The organism is Achromobacter sp. FW305-C-13, from assembly GCF_058783475.1.
The window spans coordinates 615,636-633,890 of the sequence record NZ_JBYSYN010000003.1; the positions used below are offsets into that span (position 1 = coordinate 615,636).

Consider the following 18,255-nt stretch of genomic DNA (forward strand, 5'->3'; position numbering starts at 1 on the left):
ATGTCGCTAGCCACGCTAGAAAACCGCCTGGATCACCACTTCGGTGATCCAGCCTTGCTTGAACAGGCACTGACGCATCGCAGTCATGGTGCGCGCCATAACGAGCGATTGGAATTCCTTGGGGATTCCGTGCTGAACTTCGTCGTTGCGGCCATGCTGTTCGAGCGGTATTCCAAAATCGATGAAGGCGATCTGTCGCGGCTGCGGGCCAATCTGGTCAAGCAGGCCTCGCTGGCGGATATCGCGCAGCGCCTGGAACTGTCGCAATACCTGCGCCTGGGCGAAGGTGAATTGAAGAGCGGCGGATTCCGCCGGCCATCCATTCTTGCGGACACGGTCGAGGCGCTTTTCGGCGCCGTCTTCCTGGACGCGGGCTTTGATGCCGCCCGTCGCGTGATCGTGCGCCAGTACCAGCCGGTACTGGCCTCGGTCGACCCCAAGACGCTGGGCAAGGACGCCAAGACCTTGCTGCAGGAATTCCTGCAAGGCCGCAAGCTGGCGCTGCCGTTGTACACGGTGGTGGCCACGCATGGCGCGGCCCACAGCCAGCAGTTCGAAGTCGAGTGTGCCATCCCGGCGCTCGAGATCAAGGTTATGGCGCCCGGCGCCAGCCGCCGCGCCGCTGAGCAATCGGCGGCCAAGCTGGCGTTGGAGGCCGCGTTGGCCATCAGCCCGGCGACCAAGGCTGCCCGCAAGTCGGGCAAGGCGCGCAAAACCGCGCAATTGTCGCTGCCCGTGGCAGTGGCTCAAGAGACTAAATGAGCGATACCCCTTTTCGTACCGGCTTCGTTGCCATCGTTGGCCGCCCCAATGTGGGCAAGTCCACGCTGACGAACGCCCTGATCGGTTCCAAGATCTCCATTGTGTCGCGCAAGGCGCAGACCACGCGCCATCGCATCCATGGCGTGCTGACGCGTGAGCACGAGCAGTTCGTGTTTGTCGATACCCCGGGTTTCCAGACGCGCCATGGCGGCGCGATGAACCGCATGATGAACCGCGTCGTGACGCAGGCGCTGGCCGACGTCGACGTGGTGGTGCATGTGGTGGAAGCCGGTAAATGGTCTGAAGGCGACGCCAAGCTGCTGCCGCTGTTGCCGAACCCCGAGCGCACCATCCTCGTCGTCTCCAAGATCGACGCGCTGAAGAACCGCGACGACCTGTTCGCCTTCGTGGCCAAGATCATGGCGCTGCATCCGTTCGGCGCCGTGGTGCCCGTCAGCGCCACCAAGAACCAGCAGCTGGATCAGCTGCTGCAAGAGATCGCGGCCCGCCTGCCGGAAGGCGAGGCGATGTTCGAAGAAGACACGCTGACCGACCGCCCCATGCGCTTCATCGCCGCCGAACTGGTGCGCGAGAAGATCTTCCGCCTGGTGGGCGACGAACTGCCCTACGGCTGTACCGTCGTCATCGAGCAATGGGAAGAGACCAGCAAGGGCGCCAGCATCAATGCCTGCGTCGTGGTCGAACGCGACAGCCACAAGCCCATCTTGCTGGGCACGGGCGGCATGCACATGAAGCGTATTGCCACGGAGGCGCGGCAGGACATCGCCAAGCTGCTGGACAAGCCCGTGCACCTTGAGGTCTACATCAAGGTGCGCAAGGGCTGGTCCGACCGCGAGAGTGCGCTCCGCGATCTGGGCTATGAGTAGACGGGCGCCTCGCGTCCAGGATCGCCCGGGGTTTATGCTGCACGCCACCGCGTGGCGTGAGACTTCCCTTATTGTTCAGACGTTCTCCCGCGATCATGGCTGTGTGGCCATGGTCGCCAAGGGCGCTAAGCGCCCGTACTCCGTTCTGCGTCCCGTGTTGTCGGCCTTCCAGCCCTTGCTGCTGTCCTGGACCGGCAATGGCGAGGTCAAGACACTGACCCGCGCCGAGATCGCGGGCATCCGTCCGCTGACGGGCACGGCCTTGATGTCGGCCTGGTACATGAACGAGCTGCTTCTGCGCCTGCTGCCGCGCGAGGACGCCCACCCCTTACTGTTCGATGCCTACGACGTGGCGCTACAGCAACTGTCCAACGGAACCCGTGCCGCGGGTGCGCTGCGCCGGTTCGAATGGACCTTGCTGCGCGAAACCGGCTATGGCGTGGACGAAGACGCGCCCGACTTCGAAGACCCCGTGATTGAGCCCGCGCTGCGCCGCGATTTGCGCGAGCGCCTGGCCGAAATCCTGGCTGGCCGTCCGCTGTCCACGCGCCGCGTACTGATGGATCTGCAACGCATCTGAGCGCACGGCGCCCCGATCATGACCTTCACGCTAAAGCAGGTCGAAACCTTTCGCACCGTCTACGAGACGGAAAGTGTCACCGCCGCCGCCCGGCGGCTGGACGTGTCGCCTGCGACGGTCAGCGCCACCTTGGCGGCGCTTGAAGCCAGCATCGAGCTGCGGCTGTTCGAGCGGGTGCGACAGCGCATGCAACGCACGCCGGAAGCCACGCTGCTATACGAGGAAATCCGGCGTTTGAATGTCGGCCTGGAAAGCCTGGGGCGTAAGATCCGCGCGATCCGTGGGGCGGCCCAGCCCAGACTGCGCATCGGTTGCATCCATGCCTACAGCGGCGCCGTCGTCAGCGATGCGATCTCGCGTTTTCGCACGCGCTACCCCGATACCCCGTTGTATCTGCAGATCCGGGATTCCAATACCTTGCGCGACATGGTGGTGTCGGGCGAGCTCGACCTGGCCGTGGTGGCCGACGAGTCGGAGCTGGAAGGGCTGCGCGGCCACCGGCTGGCCAGCTTGCGGGCGGTTGCCGTCTTTCCGGCGGCGCATGGGCTGGCGCGCCTGGCGCGCGTGGATTTTCCGCATCTGGCCGATCTGGACGTGATTGCCCTGAACGCGGAAGACGGCTCGCGCAAGCGGCTGGATTCCTTGTTGCGCCAGGCGGGGCTGAGCTTGCGGGTGGCGATTGAAACCCCGTACTCCAGTACCGTTTGCCAGCTGGCGCTGGCAGGCCATGGCGTGGGCATCGCCAACCCTGCGACGGCAGTGGGCATGGAGGCCGCGGGCCTGTGCTATCGGCCGCTGACGGCCCCCGTGCATTTCGAATGCCACATGATCCTGCATGGCAGCCGGCCTTTGTCCGAGGCGGGCAAATTCTGGGCGACCTGCCTGCGCGGCGCGCTGGCCCCGCTGGTGGACCGCTTCGGCGTCTAGGGCCCAGGTCCGGGCCGGACTCAGCCCCGGCGACCGTCGGACGTCACCATCAGCACCACTGACGATTCCGCATCCAGCACGCCCGAACGCCTGAGGCGGGACACGGCTGCCAGCGCGGCGGCTGAAGACAGTTCCGTGCTGAGCCCTCGGCGTTCAAGCCGCTGCTGCGCCTGGGCAGCGGCGGCATCCGAGACCTCCACCGGCGTACCCCCCGAACGGGACAACGCCTCCAACGATTGCAGCGTGCACGTGCCGCCCGCGATGGAGTACTGGTCCGTTATGCCTTCCCACTGGCCGCGCGCATCGCCTTCGGCGCGGGCGCGCGACAGGCGGGCGTAGGGCTCGACCGCGTGCAGGCGCGGCAGGCGCGAGATGCGTCCGTTGCCCAGCAGGTGCTGCCAGCCCAGGAAGATTCCCCATAGCAAGTCGCCACGCGCCGTGGGCACGATGATGTCGGTGGGCGCGCCGCAGGCGTCCAGGATCTCCTGGGCGATCGGTTTGTAGCCTTCCACGCCGTAGGGGTGCGTGCCGACCGGGGGATTCAGGTAGTTGGTGCCCGCGAATGCGCCGTGGTTGCGGCACAGGCCAGACACGTAAGGCCAGCGGGCCAGGCTGTCCTCGAAGGCGCTGAGCTTGGCGCCGAAGCGCTGCATGGCCTCGCGCTGCAGGGGCGGGCAGTTGCGGGTGATGGCGATATCGGCCTGCAAGCCGGCTGCCGCGCAATAGGCGGCCAGCGAAACGCCGGCGTTGCCGCTGGAAGCCGCCGCCACGCGGGTCGCGCCCGCCAGGCGGGCGCGTGACACCAGTTGGGCCGCCATACGGTCTTTGTGGCTGCCGGTGGGATTGGCGCTTTCGCATTTGAGCCAAAGCTGGCCGACGCCTTCCGCACGTGCCAGGTCCATGCCTTCCAGGGTGGGCGTGCCGCCTTCACCCAACGTGATGGGCGCCAGCACGGGCAGGGGGATGGCGCTGTCCTCGTCAGCGGGGTCGTAGCAACACTCCAGGGTCGCGGGATGGCCCGTCGCCAGGCAGCTTGGGCAGCCTTCGGGATAGTCGTCGGGCGACCACAGGCTCGCGCAGCGGATGCAACGCAGGGCGGACAATCTCGGGTTCATCAGCATGGTTCAGTACTTCGAGGCAAGGGAGTCCAGGGGGAGGGCGGGCGCGACTTGCAGGAGGCAGTCGCCGTCGTCGCTGCGGGCGATGGCGCGCAGGCAGACGATCGTGCCCGCCTGGGGGCTGAGCAAGGGGCGCAGGGGCGTATCGGGGCGAGCCGGTTCGATCAGGCGCCCAATACGCTGGCCGGCCGTGACCGATTGCCCCAATTCAACGCCGGGCACGAACACGCCGGGTTCGCCCGCGCGTAGCGTGGCGGCGGGCGCATCCAGGTCATAGAGCCGGATGTTCGGATGACGTGGCAGGGGAAGGTCCGACAGCAAGCCCAGTTCACCCAGACAACCCAGCAGGCCATCGCGGCACCGGTCGGCCAGGTTGCTACTGGTTTCCCTGCCGCCGCCGATCTCGGCGCTCAGGCGCAAGACGCCGTGGCGGCTGGCCGCAGCGGGCAGGGAGCCCGCTTCGTTGCCGCGGAAGAACACGCAATGCGGCAGGCCGAAGGCGCGCGCCAGAGCGGGCAGGCGTTCGTCGTAGGCGTCGTCGCCGTAGCGCGTGATGACCGATGACGGCAGGTAGCGCAGCGACGCGCCGCCGCTGTGCACGTCCACCATGGCCTGCACGCGAGGCAGCAGCCTGGCTTCCAGCGCGGCCGCCACGCTTTCGGTGTAGCCGCGCGCCGGCACGCCCAAAAAGGCGCGGTTCAGGTTGCCGCCGTCGGCGGGCGACAGCCGCGTGCCGGCCAGCGAGGCCTCGGCATTGACGGCGGGCAGCAGGTAGACCGTACCGCGTTGCAGAACGACCGGCAGGTGGTGCCACAAGTCCAGGATGGCCGCCTGGCCTTCCCATTCATCGCCATGCACGCCGGCGATCAGCGCAACGGCGGGGCCGGGACCCGCCTCGATCCGCAACATGGGGATCGTGATGCGGCGATAGGCCGAGTCGTTGGTGGCGGCGGCGACGGAGAAATCCTCCCGGCTTACGCTGACCATGCGGTGGCTCCTGTATCGGTGTTCATCGGGGTCAATCCAGCGTGGCGGCCTTGATGATGCTCTCCCATTTAGGCAGCTCCTTGCGAATCTGGGTCTGGACGTCCTGGGGCGTGCCGCCCAGGGGTTCCTGGGAACGGCTGCGCAATTCCTTCTCGACGTTCTCCGAACGCAGCGCCTGGTTCAGCGCGGCATTCAGGCGGGCGACGGCGGCGGGCGGGATGCCCGCGGGCGCGATCAGCGCGCTCCAGGCCGACTGCTCGTAATCGGGATAGCCCTGTTCGGCCACCGTGGGCACATCGGGGTTGGAGGCCGCGCGGCCTTTGGTGGTGACAGCGAGCGCGCGCAGGCGCCCGTCCTTCAGGTTGCCGATCAAGGGCGGCAGGTTTTCCATCATGGCGTCGACGTGGCCTCCCAGCAGGTCGGACAGTTGCGCGGCTGTCGCCTTGTAGGGAATCTGGCGCACGGCGGCGCCGGTCTGGGCGATGAAGAGCTTCACGCCGACCTCGCTGGTGGTGCCGGGATCCGCCGATGTCATGGTCAGGCGGTCGGGCTGGGCGCGGCTGGCGTCGATGAAGCTCTTGAGGTCGCGATAGGGCGAGGCGGCATTCACCACGATCACGTTCGGGGTTTCGGCCACCAGGCCGATGGGCGTTACGTCGCGGTCCAGGTCGTAGAGCTGTTGCTTGAACAGGAATCGGTGCAGCACCAGCGTGCCGACGTGGGCATAGCCGATGGTGTAGCCGTCGGCCGGGGCGCGCACCACCGCTTGCGTGCCGATGCGGCCGCCTGCGCCGACGCGGTTTTCCACCACGACGGGCTGGCCAAGCTGGCGGCTCATTTCCTGGCCGATCAGGCGAGCGGTGATGTCCGCGTTGCCCCCGGCAGCGGCCGGCACGATCAGCGTAATGGCACGCTCGGGATAGTCGGCTTGCGCGGAAGGCGCGGCAAGGCAAAGCAACAGGGCGGCAAGGCAGGCATTGCGTTTCATGACGATTCCCGAGGCGTTGAGAGCTGCGCCATTGTGGGGGCGCCGCCAGGAGAATCCGTTTGCCTTGATCAGATGGATGTTCAGTAAAAACTAATGGTCGTCGGGCTTGCGTGCGTCGGCCTGCTTACCCAGGCCGTAACCCACGGCGGCTGCGCCCAAGGCGACCGCCGCGCCCAGCAGCGCGATCAGCGCCGCGCCATAACCCAGCATGTCGACGCCCGCCTTGACCCACCCGCTGGCCGCGTCTCCGCCGCGGTAGACCACGGTGTCGATCACGCTCTTGGTCTTGTACTTGTCTTCGGGTGGAACCGCCGTGAACAGCATTTCGCGCCCGGGCCGGATCAGCGCGTATTCCCCGGCGCGGCGCAGGATCATCGCGGCCGCCAGCACCCCAAAAACCGGAAAAGCGGCCAGCGCCAGGAACGACAGGCCCACGGCCAGTGGCACGGCAGTCAGCAGGAAGCGCAGGCCCAGGCGGGCGGCGACCCGGCCCGTGATGAAGACCTGCGACAACAGCGCCAGCGTCTGGACGGTGAAATCCAGCGCGCTGAAGACCCGGATGCGTTGGGCGGTGTCGGCAAACGTGTCGGCCACCAGCCGCGCCTGCTCCATGTACAGAAACGTATTCAGCGTGGCCAGCAGCACGACCAGCAAGGAAATGCCCAGCAGGTAGCGCGAGCGGAAAATACGCGAAATGCCGGCCAGGACGGTACCTTCAATGGGATGCCGCATGTCTTCCAGCCCGGTTTCAGCGCGCGTGGCGGCGCGCCAGCGCAGCAGCCATTGTTTGAGCGGCAGCGTGGCCGTCAGCAGCAGCGCCGACAGGAGGAGCAGTCCGGCCGGCCCCAGGCTGCCCGCCAGCAGGGCGCCCAGCAACGGGCCGCACAGTCCGCCTGCGCTGGCGCCCGCGGCGATCAGCGCGAACAGGCGTTTGGCCGATTCCATGCGGAACACGTCGGCCATCAGGCTCCAGGCAATGGAGACCACGAACAGGTTGAACACGGACAGCCAGACGTAGAACGCGCGTGCCGCCCAGATGCTGTCTGGCCGCAGATGAAGCAGGGCGGCGAAGCCCGCCATGGTCAGGGCGAAGAGGCTGTAGACCCAGGTCAGCAGGGTGGCGCGCGGCACGCGTGCCGAGAGCCAGCCGAACAGCGGCACCACGGCCAGCGTGGCGACGAAAGTGGCGGTGAACAGCCATTGCAGCTGGTTCACGCCGGCCTGGATGCCCATGGTCTCGCGGATCGGCCGTAGCATGAAATAGCCGCAGAACAAGAAGAAGAAAAAGGCGAAGCCGCAGGCGGCCGGTGCGATTTCCTCGCCGTGGATGCCCAGCGCCCGCGCCGCGCGTTCGCGCAGGGAGGAGGGGGCGGCGGCTGCCATGGCGCTAGGCCAGCAAGGCGGCGATGCGTTCGCGCAGGGCTGCGTCCGGCTGGCGCCCGAACCCGGCCCGCGCGTTGTCGGCCATATTGGCGGGTTTGGACGTGGCGGGGATGACGGCCGTGACGGCTGGATGGCCGATGATGAATTTCAGGAAAATCTGCGCCCAGCTCGTGCAGTCGATCTCGGCGGCAAGCGCCGGCAGGGCGCGGCCCTTGACCTGCCGGAACAGCGCGCCGTCCTGGAACGGGCGGTTGATCAGCACCGCGACGCCGTTGGCCTGGCAGGCGGGCAGCAGGCGCTTTTCGGCATTGCGCGCGCCCACCGACAGGTTGACCTGAAGGAAGTCGGGTTTTTCGCGTTCGACCAGCTCGGTCAGTTCGTCGTGCGCGGAGTCGGTGTAGTGCGTGATCCCGATGTAGCGGGTGACACCTTGCTGCTTGAATTCGCGCAGCAGCGCCAGCTGGTTGCGGGTGTCGATCAGGTTATGCACCTGGATCAGATCGAGTTTGTCGCTGCCCAGCTGCTTTTGCGACTGCCGCACCTGGTTCATGGCGGATTCGCGGCCGTGGGCGCCGATCTTGGTCGCCAGGAAATACCGGTCACGCACGCCACCGTGCCCGGCCAGCAGCGAGCCGACAACCGCTTCGGCCTGCCCATAGCTGGGGGCGGTGTCGATGAGGAAGCCCCCTTCCCGGGTGAAGATGTCCAACACTTGCGCCAGCGGCTCCATCGCCGCCGTGTCGCCGGGCGAAACGTTGAAGGTGTCTGCGGTACCCAGGCCGATGACGGGGATCGAGTCGCCCGAGGCGGGGATGGCGCGGCTCAGCATGGCCTGTTTGACGCTGAGCGCTCGCGCCGTGCCGGCAGATCCCAGCAAGGCGGCGCAGGCGGCGGTCTGAAGAAATCGGCGGCGGTCGTGCATGACGAGGGGCGCTCCAAAGAAAAAAGGCCTACACGCGAATGTAGGCCTTTTGCAGGGGTCTTTCGACCGGTGCTTACTCGCGGTTGCCGCCGAAGATGCCCAGCAGCATCAGCAGGTTCGAGAAGACGTTGTAGACGTCCAGGTAGATAGCCAGCGTGGCGGACACGTAGTTGGTTTCGCCGCCGTTGACCACGCGTTGCAGGTCAACCAGCATGAAGGCCGAGAAGACCAGGATAGCCATGACCGAGATGGTCAGCATCAGCGCGGGCAGTTGCAGGAAGATGTTGGCCAGCGCGGCGATCAGGATGACCACGGCGCCGATGAACAGGAACTTCTGCATCCCGGACAGATCGCGCTTGATGGTCGTGGCCAGCGTGGCCATCGTACCGAATACGATCGCCGTGCCGCCGAAGGCCGTCATGACCAGTTGCGAGCCGTTGCTGAAGCCCATCACGAAGCCGAGCAGGCGCGACAGCATGACGCCCATGAAGAACGTGAAGGCCAGCAGCAGCACCACGCCCATCGAGTTGTTCTTGTTCTTCTCGATGGCGAACATCAGGCCGAACGCGCCCACCAGGAACACGATGGCGGACAGGCCGGGGCTTGCGCCCATGACGCGGTTGATGCCGGTGTAGAGGCCGACAGCGGCGCCCAGGACCGTGGGGATCAGCGACAGCGCCAAGAGCCAGTAGGTGTTGCGCAGGACCTGGTTGCGAGCGACCTCGCCCGGCGCGCCGGCAACTGCACCGGAACGGTTAAAAGGGGACGGACGATATTCGTTCATGGAGAACTCCTGTGTACGGCAAAAATAGTGATTGCCTAGAAGGCTTAGATGGGAAGGATACCTTACAGTTCCCTGAAGAATCCAGTTTTGGAAGATTTAGACTGGTTGCCGGACGCCCGCCGCCAGCCGGTTCACCCCGGCCTGACATCTTTCAGCACACGGGCAACGATACCCGGTAATTCGGCATCCATGCGGCTTTGAATCTGCTCGATGGCTTGCGCCAGCGCCTGGCGCATCAATTGCTCGACCTCGGCCTGCAGGCGGGCCGTCAGGACGGTGGGATCGGGCAGGGCGGCCACGGCGGCCTCGGCTTGCGCCTGGGCATCGGCTTCAGCCTCTTGCTCGTGGGCAACCTCGGTCAAGAGGGGAAACGCATCGTCGTCGAACGCGGGATCGGCGTCATCGGCCAATTCCGTCAGCAAGGGCGCGTCCGCCTCGTCGGCCGGCAGGGGGTAGAGCGTCGGCTCGGCCCGCTGGGTCAGGGTGGGGATGCCGGGATCGTTGGGGCGAGTAGGCATGGGGGCTTTCCGAATATCGATGGGCGGGGCGGCAGGGCCCGCCAGGGCGGGCAGGGCGTTCAGTCGCCGGACGGCTGGCGGCTGAGGTCGTGGCTTTGCGGCGTATGGCCGGCGTTCAGGTACACGCGCCAGCGTTGGCGCGCCGCCTGCTTGTCGTCAGGGTCGTCCGACACGATTTCAAGCAGGCGCTCGAAGGCGTCAAAGCCCGGGGGGCACTCGTTGTCCAGATTCAGCAGCCAGGGCAAGGGCTGGTCGGCGCCATCCGCCGGCCGGGCCGCCTGCGCGGCTTGCTGCGGATCGCCTGCCGTCAGCACCACCGGCGTTTCAGGCGCCAGCGGGTCATTGGCCAGCACGTGCGGCACGAACGACGTATCGTCGAACGCCCACAGCATGCGGTCAAAAGCAGCCAGGCGGGAACCGTCTCTACAGTACACCACCAGCCGTTGGCCGGCCAGGAAGCGCTTGCGCACGACCTGGCAGGCCATGCGCAGGCGGTCGGGCGCGCCGAAGGCGAAGTCGATCCGCGTCATGCCCGGTTCCGTTGCAAGCGCTTCAAACCTGGTCCAGCAGGTATTGCATCAGCAGGGGCACGGGGCGGCCAGTGGCGCCCTTGTCCTTGCCGCCGCGCCAGGCAGTGCCGGCGATGTCCAGGTGGGCCCAGCGGTAGGCCTTGGCAAAGCGCGACAGGAAGCAAGCCGCGGTGACCGCGCCGGCCGGAGGGCCACCAATGTTGGCCAGGTCAGCGAAGTTGGACTTCAGCTGTTCCTGGTAGGCGTCGTCCATCGGCATGCGCCAGGCGGTGTCCAGCGACTGGCGGCCGGCGGCAGCCAGGGCGTCGGCCAGCGCGTCGTCCTTGGAGAACAGGCCGGTGTTGACGTTGCCCAGCGCCACGACGCAAGCGCCGGTCAGCGTGGCGATGTCGATGACGGCGGACGGCTTGAAGCGTTCGGCGTAGGTCAGGGCGTCGCACAGGACCAGGCGGCCCTCGGCGTCGGTGTTCAGGATTTCGATGGTCAGGCCGGCCATGCTGGTGACGACGTCGCCCGGCTTGTTGGCCGTGCCGCTGGGCAGGTTCTCGCAAGCCGGGATCAGGCCGACGACGTCCAGCGGCAGCTCCAGTTCGGCCAGGGCGCGGAACGAGCCCAGCACGCTGGCGGCGCCGCACATGTCGTACTTCATTTCGTCCATGGTGGCGGCAGGCTTGAGCGAGATGCCGCCCGCGTCGAACGTGATGCCCTTGCCGACCAGCACGATCGGGCCCTGGGCGGCGCGCGCCCCCTTCTTGGCGGCGGCCTTGGCGCCGGCGTGGCGCAGCACGATGAAGCGCAGCGGTTCAGCGGAGCCGCGTGCGACGGACAGGAACGAGCCCATGCCCAGCGCTTCGACCTGCTTCTTGTCCAGCACTTCCACCTTCAGCGACTTGAATTCGCGGGCCAGTCGCTTGGCCGTGTCGCCCAGGTAGGTGGGGGTGCAAATGTTGCCGGGCAGGTTGCCCAGCGTGCGGGTCAGTTCCATGCCGTTGGCGATGGCGCCGCCTTCGCGCAGGCCCTTCTGGACCTGGGCGGCTTCGGCGCGCTCGACGATCTGGACGATCTTCTTCAACTTGGGGCGCGCGTCGCGGTCGGGTTTGCCGAAGCTGGCGTCGTAATGGTAAGTGGCGTTGCCGGCCGCGATGGCGGCGCTGCGGGCGCGGGCAATGACGGCCACGTCCGTGACGGGGTTGGCCACCAGCGTGGACACGCCTTCAGTCAGTTGAGCGGCGACGCAGACCGAGGCGAATGCCTGTTCGGCCGACGCGTGGGCGCGTGCCGAGTATTCGTCCTGCTTGCCCAGGCCCACCAGCACCACGCGCTGCGCGGTCACGCCGGGCAGCGCGCGCAAGGTCAGGGTGGAACCGGCGCGGCCGCGGAACTCGGCCTTGACCGCCGCCCGCACGGCGCCGTTGGAGGCGCGGTCGATGATGTCGGCGGCGGGGCTCAACACGCCATCCGCGTATACGCCGACAGCCAGGGCGGCGGTTTTGACTTGGTGCAGGGAAGCAGTGGTCTGTGTGCTAAATTCCATGAGGGTTTCCCGTGTGCGTCTGTGTATGATGCGGTCGATTATCCCGCATATTCTCCCATGTCTCTATTTAAACGCTCTGTCGTCAGCGAGATCACCAGTCACGCTGGCGTTGTCTTTTCCACGTTGCTCGTCGTGTGGCTCAGCGTGCTTCTTGTGCGCCTGCTCGGTGAAGCCGCGGGCGGCAACATCGGAGCCGACGTCGTGCTGGTGCTGGCCGCGCTGTCGACCATCACCGCCTTGCCGACCATTCTGGCCGTCTCCGTGTTCATCGCGGTGCTGACGACGGTCACGCGCAACTACCGCGAATCCGAAATGGTGGTGTGGTTCGCCAGCGGCCTGTCGCTGGCCGACTGGTTAAGGCCCGTGCTGCGGGTGGCCATCCCCATCGCCTTGGCGGTGGCCGGGTTGACGCTGGTGGCCGCGCCCTGGGCGTACCGCCAGATCGGCGAATACCACGAACGCTTCGAGCAGCGTTCGGACCTGTCCAAGGTTACGGCGGGACAGTTCGCGGAATCTTCCGGCGGCAACCGCGTGTTCTTCTCGGAAGACCCGGCCACGCCGTCCGACGAACTGGGCAACGTGTTCGCGCGCGAAATCGGGCCGGAATGGCTGAGCGTGCTGACCGCAAGCAGCGCGCACAGCGAGACGCTGCCCAACGGCGATCGTTTCCTGGTGCTGGGCGAAGGCCATCGCTATGACCTGAAGCCGGGCACGCCCGAAATCCGGCTGGTCCACTTCGACAAGTATGGCCTGCGCCTGGAAAGCAAGGCCGGCGGCGATCCCATTGGTGAAGCCCGGGCCGCCGCCGAGCGTTCGGCCAAGGCCCGCACCACCATGCAGCTGATGGCGGACAACACCGATAGCAGCTGGTCGCAGGTGATGTGGCGGGTGTCGCTGCCGCTGGCCGCGCTGAACCTGGCGCTGCTGGCCATTCCGCTGGGGGCAGTGAACCCGCGCCTGGGCCGTTCGGGCGACCTGCTGATCGCAGGTCTGGTCGGGCTGCTTTATATGAACCTGATCAACCTCTCGCGCGCCTGGATTTCCAACGGCAAGCTCAGCTTCGGCGTCGGGGTGTGGGCCATCCACGGGGTGGTGGCCTTGCTGACCGTGTTCCTGCTCATGCGCCGCCTGCGGGTGAAGGCGCCCAAGAACAGCGCGCCGGCATAGCGGGGACGGGGCCCTGGCCCCGCTTCACCCCGCGCCCGTCCCGCCCGTTACGGCAGGTATTTCATCGTGCCGCGCTTGCCGGCCAGGAGGTCGGCATTCTTCAGTACCGATTTCCGGATGAACTCCCACAGGACCGTCACGCGCTTGAGCTTGCGCAGGTCTTCGTGGCAGTACATCCAGAACGAACGCGTGATCTCCACCTCGTTCTCCAGCACCGGTTTCAGCCGCGGATCCTGCGCGGCGATGAAGCAAGGCAGGATCGCCAGCGACTGGCCCTGCAAGGCCGCGTGGTATTGCGCGACCACGCTCGTGCTGCGTAGCACCACCTTGCTGGCCGGCAGCAAGTCCTCCAGATAGCGCAGGCGTTCACTGAACAGCAGTTCGTCCACGTAGCCGATGAAGGTATGGTCGGCCAGGTCCGCGCGGCTTGTGATCGGCGGGTGGCGCGCCAGATAGCCCGGCGTGCCATACAGCCGCAATGTGTAGTCGCACAGCTTGCTGCAGACGTAGGGGCCGCGCTGCGGGCGTTCGATGGTGATGGCCAGGTCCGCCTCGCGCTTGGACAGGCTGACAAAGCGCGGCACCGGCAGGATGTCCAGCGTGATATGCGGATAGCGGCGTTGGAAATCGGCCGCCAGCGGCGTCAGCACATAGCTGCCGAACCCTTCGGTTGCGCCGATGCGCAGGTGGCCCGACAGGGCCTGGCCGATGCCCGACAGGTTTTCGCGGGCGGTGTGCACCGTGCTTTCCATCTGTTCGGCGTGCACGAACAGGCGTTGGCCGTCGTCGGTCAGTACAAACCCCGCGCTGCGGGATTTCTCGAACAGCAGGGTGTCGAGCTCGGTTTCCAGTGCCCGGATGCGTCGCGACACCGTGGTGTGTTCGACCCCGAGCTTGCGTGCCGCCGCGCTGACCCGCTGGGTGCGGGCCACTTCCAGGAAATATCGCAGGCTGTCCCAATCAAGCACGTTCCGGCTCTCCAGGCGCCTCGCGCCAACTGGCGGGAGGCACAAATATTGATTGTGCATGAATGCATAAGGAATGTGCATTTCTAGTGTTGCTTGTTGATTTTCACACATCTACACTGGGTCGGCAGGCCTCGGGGCATTGCCCTGAGGTCGCAGGCCGCACAGACGGCGCATAACGCTAAAAATCAGCGCATAACACTCAGGAGACAAATCCATGAAATTGCACGCACGCGGGCTGGCCGCAGGCTTGTGTCTGGGCGCATTGTTGGTGAGCCAAGCGCAAGCGGCGGATAAGCCGCCAGTGAAGATCGGCATTCTGACGGATATGTCCGGCACCTACGCCGGCATGGGGGGCGCGGGTTCCGTGGCGGCGGCGCAGTTGGCCATCGACGACTGCCTGGCGGCGGAATGCAAGGGCATGAAGATCGAACTGGTGTCCGCCGACAATCAGAACAAGGCGGACGTGGGGGCGGCGAAAGCGCGCGAATGGTTCGACCGCGACGGCGTGACCGCGATCGCCGACCTGACCAATTCCGCGGTGGCGCTGGCAGTGCAAGGCATTGCGCGCGAGAAGAACAAGGTCGTGATGTTCTCTGGCCCGGCCACGACGGCGCTGACCAACAAGGAATGCTCGCCTGTTGGTTTCCACTGGATGTTCGACACCTATTCGCAGTCCGCGGGCGGCGCCAAGGCCACCGTGCGGGCGGGCGGCAAGTCCTGGTACTTCATCACCGTCGACTACGCCTTCGGCCATTCGCTGGAAGCGGACACGGCCAAGGCGGTGCAGGCGCTGGGCGGGACGGTTGCCGGCAGCGTGCGCCACCCGTTGAACGCGCCTGATTTCGCGTCCTATCTGCTGCAGGCGCAAAGCTCCAAGGCGCAGGTCGTGGCGCTGGCAAACGGCGGCCAGGACACGGTCAATGCGGTCAAGCAGGCGCGCGAATTCGGCATCGTGGCCGGCGGGCAGCGCCTGGTGTCGCTCTTGATCTTCCTGTCGGACCTGCGTGCGCTCGGCCTGGAAAGTGCCCAAGGCCTGTCCTATGTGGACGGCTTCTATTGGGATTACGACGATGCGTCGCGCCAATGGTCGTCGCGTTTCGAGAAGGCCTTCCGCGGCCTGAAGCCCACGATGACGCAGGCCGGCGTGTATTCCAGCGTGCTGCACTACCTGCGTTCGGCGGCGGCAGCCGGCAGCACCGATGGCAAGGTGGTGGCGGACAAGATGCGTGAGCTGCCCATCAAGGACCCGATCATGCGCAATGCGTCGATCCGTCCCGACGGCCGCGTCATCCACGACATGTACCTGTACGAAGTGAAGAAGCCCGCGGAATCCAAGGGCGGCTGGGACTATTCCAAGCTGGTGGCCACCATCCCGGCCGCCGAAGCGTTCCAGCCCCTGGCCGATTCGACCTGCTCGCTGGTGAAGAAATAACCCCTTGCGCGCCGGCCGGGCCCTTGCCCGGCGGCGCGCCGCAAGATTCATGAACGCGGATTCCATCCGCATCGACTACGCAGTGTGAGGAGCATCAAATGAGTGAAGTCCCCCGCGTTCCGCTATTGATCGGCGGCAAGCTTGTGCAGTCCAAATCCACCGAATGGCGAGACGTGATCAACCCCGCCACCCAGGAGGTCGTGGCCAAGGTGCCCTTCGCGACGCGCGAAGAGCTGGACCTGGCCGTCTCCAACGCCAAGGAAGCTTTCAAGACCTGGCGCAACAGCGGGCAGGGCACGCGGATGCGCGTCATGCTGAAGTTCCAGGAACTGCTGCGCGCCAACACCGGCAAGCTGGCCGAGATGATCACCCGCGAACACGGCAAGACCCTGCCGGACGCCGAGGGCGAGATCGGGCGCGGCCTGGAAGTGGTCGAGCACGCATGCTCGATCGCCAACCTGCAGTTGGGCGAGTACGCCGAGAATGCCGCTTCGGGTATCGACGTCTACACCCTGATCCAGCCGCTGGGTGTGTGCGCGGGCATCACCGCGTTCAACTTCCCGGTGATGTTGCCGTGCTTCATGTTCCCGATTGCTGTCGCCTGCGGCAACAGCTTCGTGCTCAAGCCCTCTGAACAGGATCCGACTGCGTCGCTGTTCCTGGCCCAGCTGGCGCTGGAAGCCGGCCTGCCGCCGGGCGTGCTGAACGTGGTGCATGGCGGCCCGGATACCGCCAACGGCCTGTGCGAACACCCCGACATCAAGGCGGTGTCGTTCATCGGTTCGACCCGCGTGGGCACCGAGATCTACAACCGCGCTTCGGCGGCCGGCAAGCGCTGCCAGTCGATGATGGGCGCCAAGAACCACTGCGTGATCCTGCCGGACGCCGATCCGGAAGTCGCGCTGAACCAGTTGGTCGGCGCCGCATTCGGCGCGGCGGGCCAGCGTTGCATGGCCTCGTCCGTGGCCGTGCTGGTGGGCGACGCCCGCAACTGGCTGCCCGACTTCGTCGAGCGCTCGAAGAAGCTGAAGGTGAATTCCGGCACCGACCGCGAAGCCGACCTGGGCCCGCTGGTTTCGCCCAACGCCAAGAAACGCGTCGAAAGCCTGATCCAGAAGGGCGTGGACGAAGGCGCCAAGCTGCTGCTGGACGGCCGCAATCTGAAGGTGTCGGGCTTTGAGCAAGGCAACTTCGTGGGCCCCACGATTTTCGACGGCGTGGACGAAAACATGACCATCTACACCGAAGAAATCTTCGGGCCGGTCCTGTGCTGCGTGGGCGTGGAAACGCTGGAAGACGCGGTGGCGTTCATCAACCGCAACCCCAACGGCAACGGCGTGGCGCTGTTCACCCAGGACGGCGGCGCGGCGCGCTACTTCCAGAACAACATCGACGTCGGCCAGGTCGGCATCAACGTGCCGATCCCCGTGCCGGTGGCGTGGTTCAGCTTCACGGGTTCGCGCGGCTCCAAGCTGGGCGACCTGGGCCCCAACGGCAAGCAGGCAGTCCAGTTCTGGACGCAGACCAAGACGGTCACCGCCCGCTGGTCGGCTCACGCCAAGACCGTGAACACCACGATCTCGATGCGCTGAAACAGGGACGCCTTGCTCCTAAGCTTATATAAATAAGTCATATAACAAGGCGTCCTTATTACTTATAATTGGCCCATCTATTAGGGGCCAATTAATGAACCTCCAGCAATTTCGTTTTGTGCGTGAAACCATCCGGCGCGACTTCAACCTGACTGAAGCTGCCCGGATGCTCTATACCTCGCAGCCTGGAGTCTCCAAGGCCATCATCGAGTTCGAAGACGAACTCGGCATCAAGATCTTCGAACGCCACGGCAAGCGCATCAAGGGCTTGACCAAGCCCGGCCTGGCGGTCTCGCAGGTGATCGACCGCATCATGCGCGAAGTCGACAACCTGAAGAAGGTCAGCGACGAGTTCGCGCGCCGCGACGAAGGCGGCCTGGTGATCGCGTGCACGCACACCCAGGCGCGTTATCTGCTGCCGCGTGTGATTCCGGCATTCCGCAAGCAATTCCCCAAAGTGCATCTGTCGCTGGCTGAAGGCAGCCCCGCGCAATTGGCCGAGATGGTGCTGCACGAGCAGGCCGACCTGGCGCTGGCGACCGAATCCCTTGCGCTGACGCCGGGCCTGGCGACGTTGCCGGTGTATGCCTGGGAGCACACCGTCGTGGTGCGCCCCGACCATCCGCTGGCGGAACTCACTTCCAGCGCCGCCAAGCGCCTGTCGCTGACGCAACTGGCGGAATACCCCATCGTCACTTACGACCGCGCGTTCACGGGCCGCAGCACGATCGACGAAGTCTTCGCCAACCAGGGCATCCATCCGGACATCGTGCTGGAAGCCATCGACGCCGACGTGATCAAGACCTACGTGGACGTTGGCCTGGGCATCGGCATCATCGCCGGCGTGGCTTATGACCCGCGCCGCGACTCCAACCTGGTGGGTCTGCCGGTGGGGCACTTGTTCGGCACGCACACGACCCGCGTGGGCGTGAAATCGGGCGTGTTCCTGCGTGACTACGTCTACACATTCCTGGAAATGCTGGCGCCGTCGCTGACCCGCGCGGTGGTGACCGAAGCCGTGCAGGGCGCGCCGAAGTAGGGCGGCCAGGACGGTCTTGGCCTACAGCAAAAAAAGCGCGGCATTCCTGGAATGCCGCGCTTTTTCTTTTGGGCCCCGCGGCGCTGACTCGCCGGAAAGCCGCGAGTTCCCTGGCTGATAGCAAATCTCGCTATCCC

General features: G+C 66.0%; 18 protein-coding genes. 8 read left to right on the forward strand and 10 right to left on the reverse strand.

Annotated features, from left to right (window positions below):
- Genes rnc through AC3WMU_RS21780 form a run of 4 tightly spaced genes read left to right on the forward strand, consistent with a single transcriptional unit; the run spans position 1 to position 3,156 of the window.
- Complete coding sequence (gene rnc / locus AC3WMU_RS21765) at positions 1-762, forward strand: ribonuclease III (RefSeq protein WP_035212790.1); 762 nt, start codon at positions 1-3, stop codon at positions 760-762.
- Positions 759-1,649 carry a GTPase Era gene (era, locus tag AC3WMU_RS21770; protein WP_006223836.1) on the forward strand — a complete coding sequence of 297 codons (891 nt, stop codon included), beginning with the start codon at positions 759-761 and terminating at the stop codon, positions 1,647-1,649. The genes rnc and era overlap by 4 nt, the downstream gene beginning before the upstream one ends.
- Positions 1,642-2,229 (forward strand): DNA repair protein RecO, encoded by a 588-nt coding sequence (gene recO, locus AC3WMU_RS21775; protein ID WP_006223837.1) that lies wholly within the window; start codon positions 1,642-1,644, stop codon positions 2,227-2,229. Before era ends, recO begins: the two co-directional genes overlap by 8 nt.
- 18 nt (positions 2,230-2,247) lie before the next feature.
- Positions 2,248-3,156: a LysR family transcriptional regulator gene (locus AC3WMU_RS21780; RefSeq protein ID WP_088587986.1), complete on the forward strand. Its 909-nt coding sequence runs from the start codon at positions 2,248-2,250 to the stop codon at positions 3,154-3,156.
- A 20-nt stretch (positions 3,157-3,176) separates the two neighbouring features.
- Here the strand turns inward: AC3WMU_RS21780 and AC3WMU_RS21785 are convergent, their stop codons facing one another.
- The 9 genes from AC3WMU_RS21785 to AC3WMU_RS21825 all read right to left on the reverse strand — a co-directional run bounded on the left by AC3WMU_RS21785 (position 3,177) and on the right by AC3WMU_RS21825 (position 11,920).
- Positions 3,177-4,277, reverse strand: a complete 1,101-nt coding sequence (locus AC3WMU_RS21785; RefSeq protein WP_492282966.1) for a pyridoxal-phosphate dependent enzyme — start codon at positions 4,275-4,277, stop codon at positions 3,177-3,179.
- Positions 4,278-4,280: 3 nt separating this feature from the next.
- Positions 4,281-5,261, reverse strand: coding sequence for a M14 family metallopeptidase (locus AC3WMU_RS21790; RefSeq protein ID WP_454676323.1), 981 nt, complete (start codon positions 5,259-5,261; stop codon positions 4,281-4,283).
- A 31-nt stretch (positions 5,262-5,292) separates the two neighbouring features.
- The gene (locus tag AC3WMU_RS21795; RefSeq protein WP_280025576.1) at positions 5,293-6,249 is read right to left on the reverse strand and encodes a Bug family tripartite tricarboxylate transporter substrate binding protein; all 957 of its coding nucleotides are present in this window, start codon (positions 6,247-6,249) and stop codon (positions 5,293-5,295) included.
- A gap of 90 nt (positions 6,250-6,339) precedes the next feature.
- Positions 6,340-7,632 (reverse strand): NTP/NDP exchange transporter, encoded by a 1,293-nt coding sequence (locus tag AC3WMU_RS21800; RefSeq protein WP_492282967.1) that lies wholly within the window; start codon positions 7,630-7,632, stop codon positions 6,340-6,342.
- A 4-nt stretch (positions 7,633-7,636) separates the two neighbouring features.
- Complete coding sequence (locus AC3WMU_RS21805) at positions 7,637-8,554, reverse strand: aldo/keto reductase (RefSeq protein ID WP_280025572.1); 918 nt, start codon at positions 8,552-8,554, stop codon at positions 7,637-7,639.
- A 73-nt stretch (positions 8,555-8,627) separates the two neighbouring features.
- Positions 8,628-9,338, reverse strand: a complete 711-nt coding sequence (locus AC3WMU_RS21810) for a Bax inhibitor-1/YccA family protein (protein WP_006223844.1) — start codon at positions 9,336-9,338, stop codon at positions 8,628-8,630.
- Between the two features lie 131 nt (positions 9,339-9,469).
- Complete coding sequence (locus AC3WMU_RS21815) at positions 9,470-9,856, reverse strand: hypothetical protein (RefSeq protein WP_006223845.1); 387 nt, start codon at positions 9,854-9,856, stop codon at positions 9,470-9,472.
- Between the two features lie 59 nt (positions 9,857-9,915).
- Entirely contained in the window at positions 9,916-10,386 is a 471-nt protein-coding gene (locus AC3WMU_RS21820; protein WP_006223846.1) for a DNA polymerase III subunit chi, read from the reverse strand.
- A gap of 22 nt (positions 10,387-10,408) precedes the next feature.
- Complete coding sequence (locus AC3WMU_RS21825; RefSeq protein ID WP_492282968.1) at positions 10,409-11,920, reverse strand: leucyl aminopeptidase; 1,512 nt, start codon at positions 11,918-11,920, stop codon at positions 10,409-10,411.
- 57 nt (positions 11,921-11,977) lie between these two features.
- Here AC3WMU_RS21825 and lptF point away from each other — a divergent pair, with 57 nt between their 5' ends.
- Entirely contained in the window at positions 11,978-13,087 is a 1,110-nt protein-coding gene (lptF, locus tag AC3WMU_RS21830; protein WP_052017846.1) for an LPS export ABC transporter permease LptF, read from the forward strand.
- A 47-nt stretch (positions 13,088-13,134) separates the two neighbouring features.
- Here the strand turns inward: lptF and AC3WMU_RS21835 are convergent, their stop codons facing one another.
- Entirely contained in the window at positions 13,135-14,055 is a 921-nt protein-coding gene (locus AC3WMU_RS21835) for a LysR family transcriptional regulator (protein WP_006223849.1), read from the reverse strand.
- Positions 14,056-14,269: 214 nt separating this feature from the next.
- Here AC3WMU_RS21835 and AC3WMU_RS21840 point away from each other — a divergent pair, with 214 nt between their 5' ends.
- The 3 genes from AC3WMU_RS21840 to AC3WMU_RS21850 all read left to right on the forward strand — a co-directional run bounded on the left by AC3WMU_RS21840 (position 14,270) and on the right by AC3WMU_RS21850 (position 18,118).
- Positions 14,270-15,487, forward strand: a complete 1,218-nt coding sequence (locus tag AC3WMU_RS21840) for an ABC transporter substrate-binding protein (protein WP_006223850.1) — start codon at positions 14,270-14,272, stop codon at positions 15,485-15,487.
- 98 nt (positions 15,488-15,585) lie between these two features.
- A complete protein-coding gene (locus AC3WMU_RS21845) occupies positions 15,586-17,079 on the forward strand; it encodes a CoA-acylating methylmalonate-semialdehyde dehydrogenase (protein WP_006223851.1) in 1,494 nt (497 codons plus the stop codon).
- Positions 17,080-17,173: 94 nt separating this feature from the next.
- Positions 17,174-18,118 carry a CysB family HTH-type transcriptional regulator gene (locus tag AC3WMU_RS21850; RefSeq protein WP_006223852.1) on the forward strand — a complete coding sequence of 315 codons (945 nt, stop codon included), beginning with the start codon at positions 17,174-17,176 and terminating at the stop codon, positions 18,116-18,118.
- The last annotated feature ends 137 nt before the right edge of the window (positions 18,119-18,255 follow it).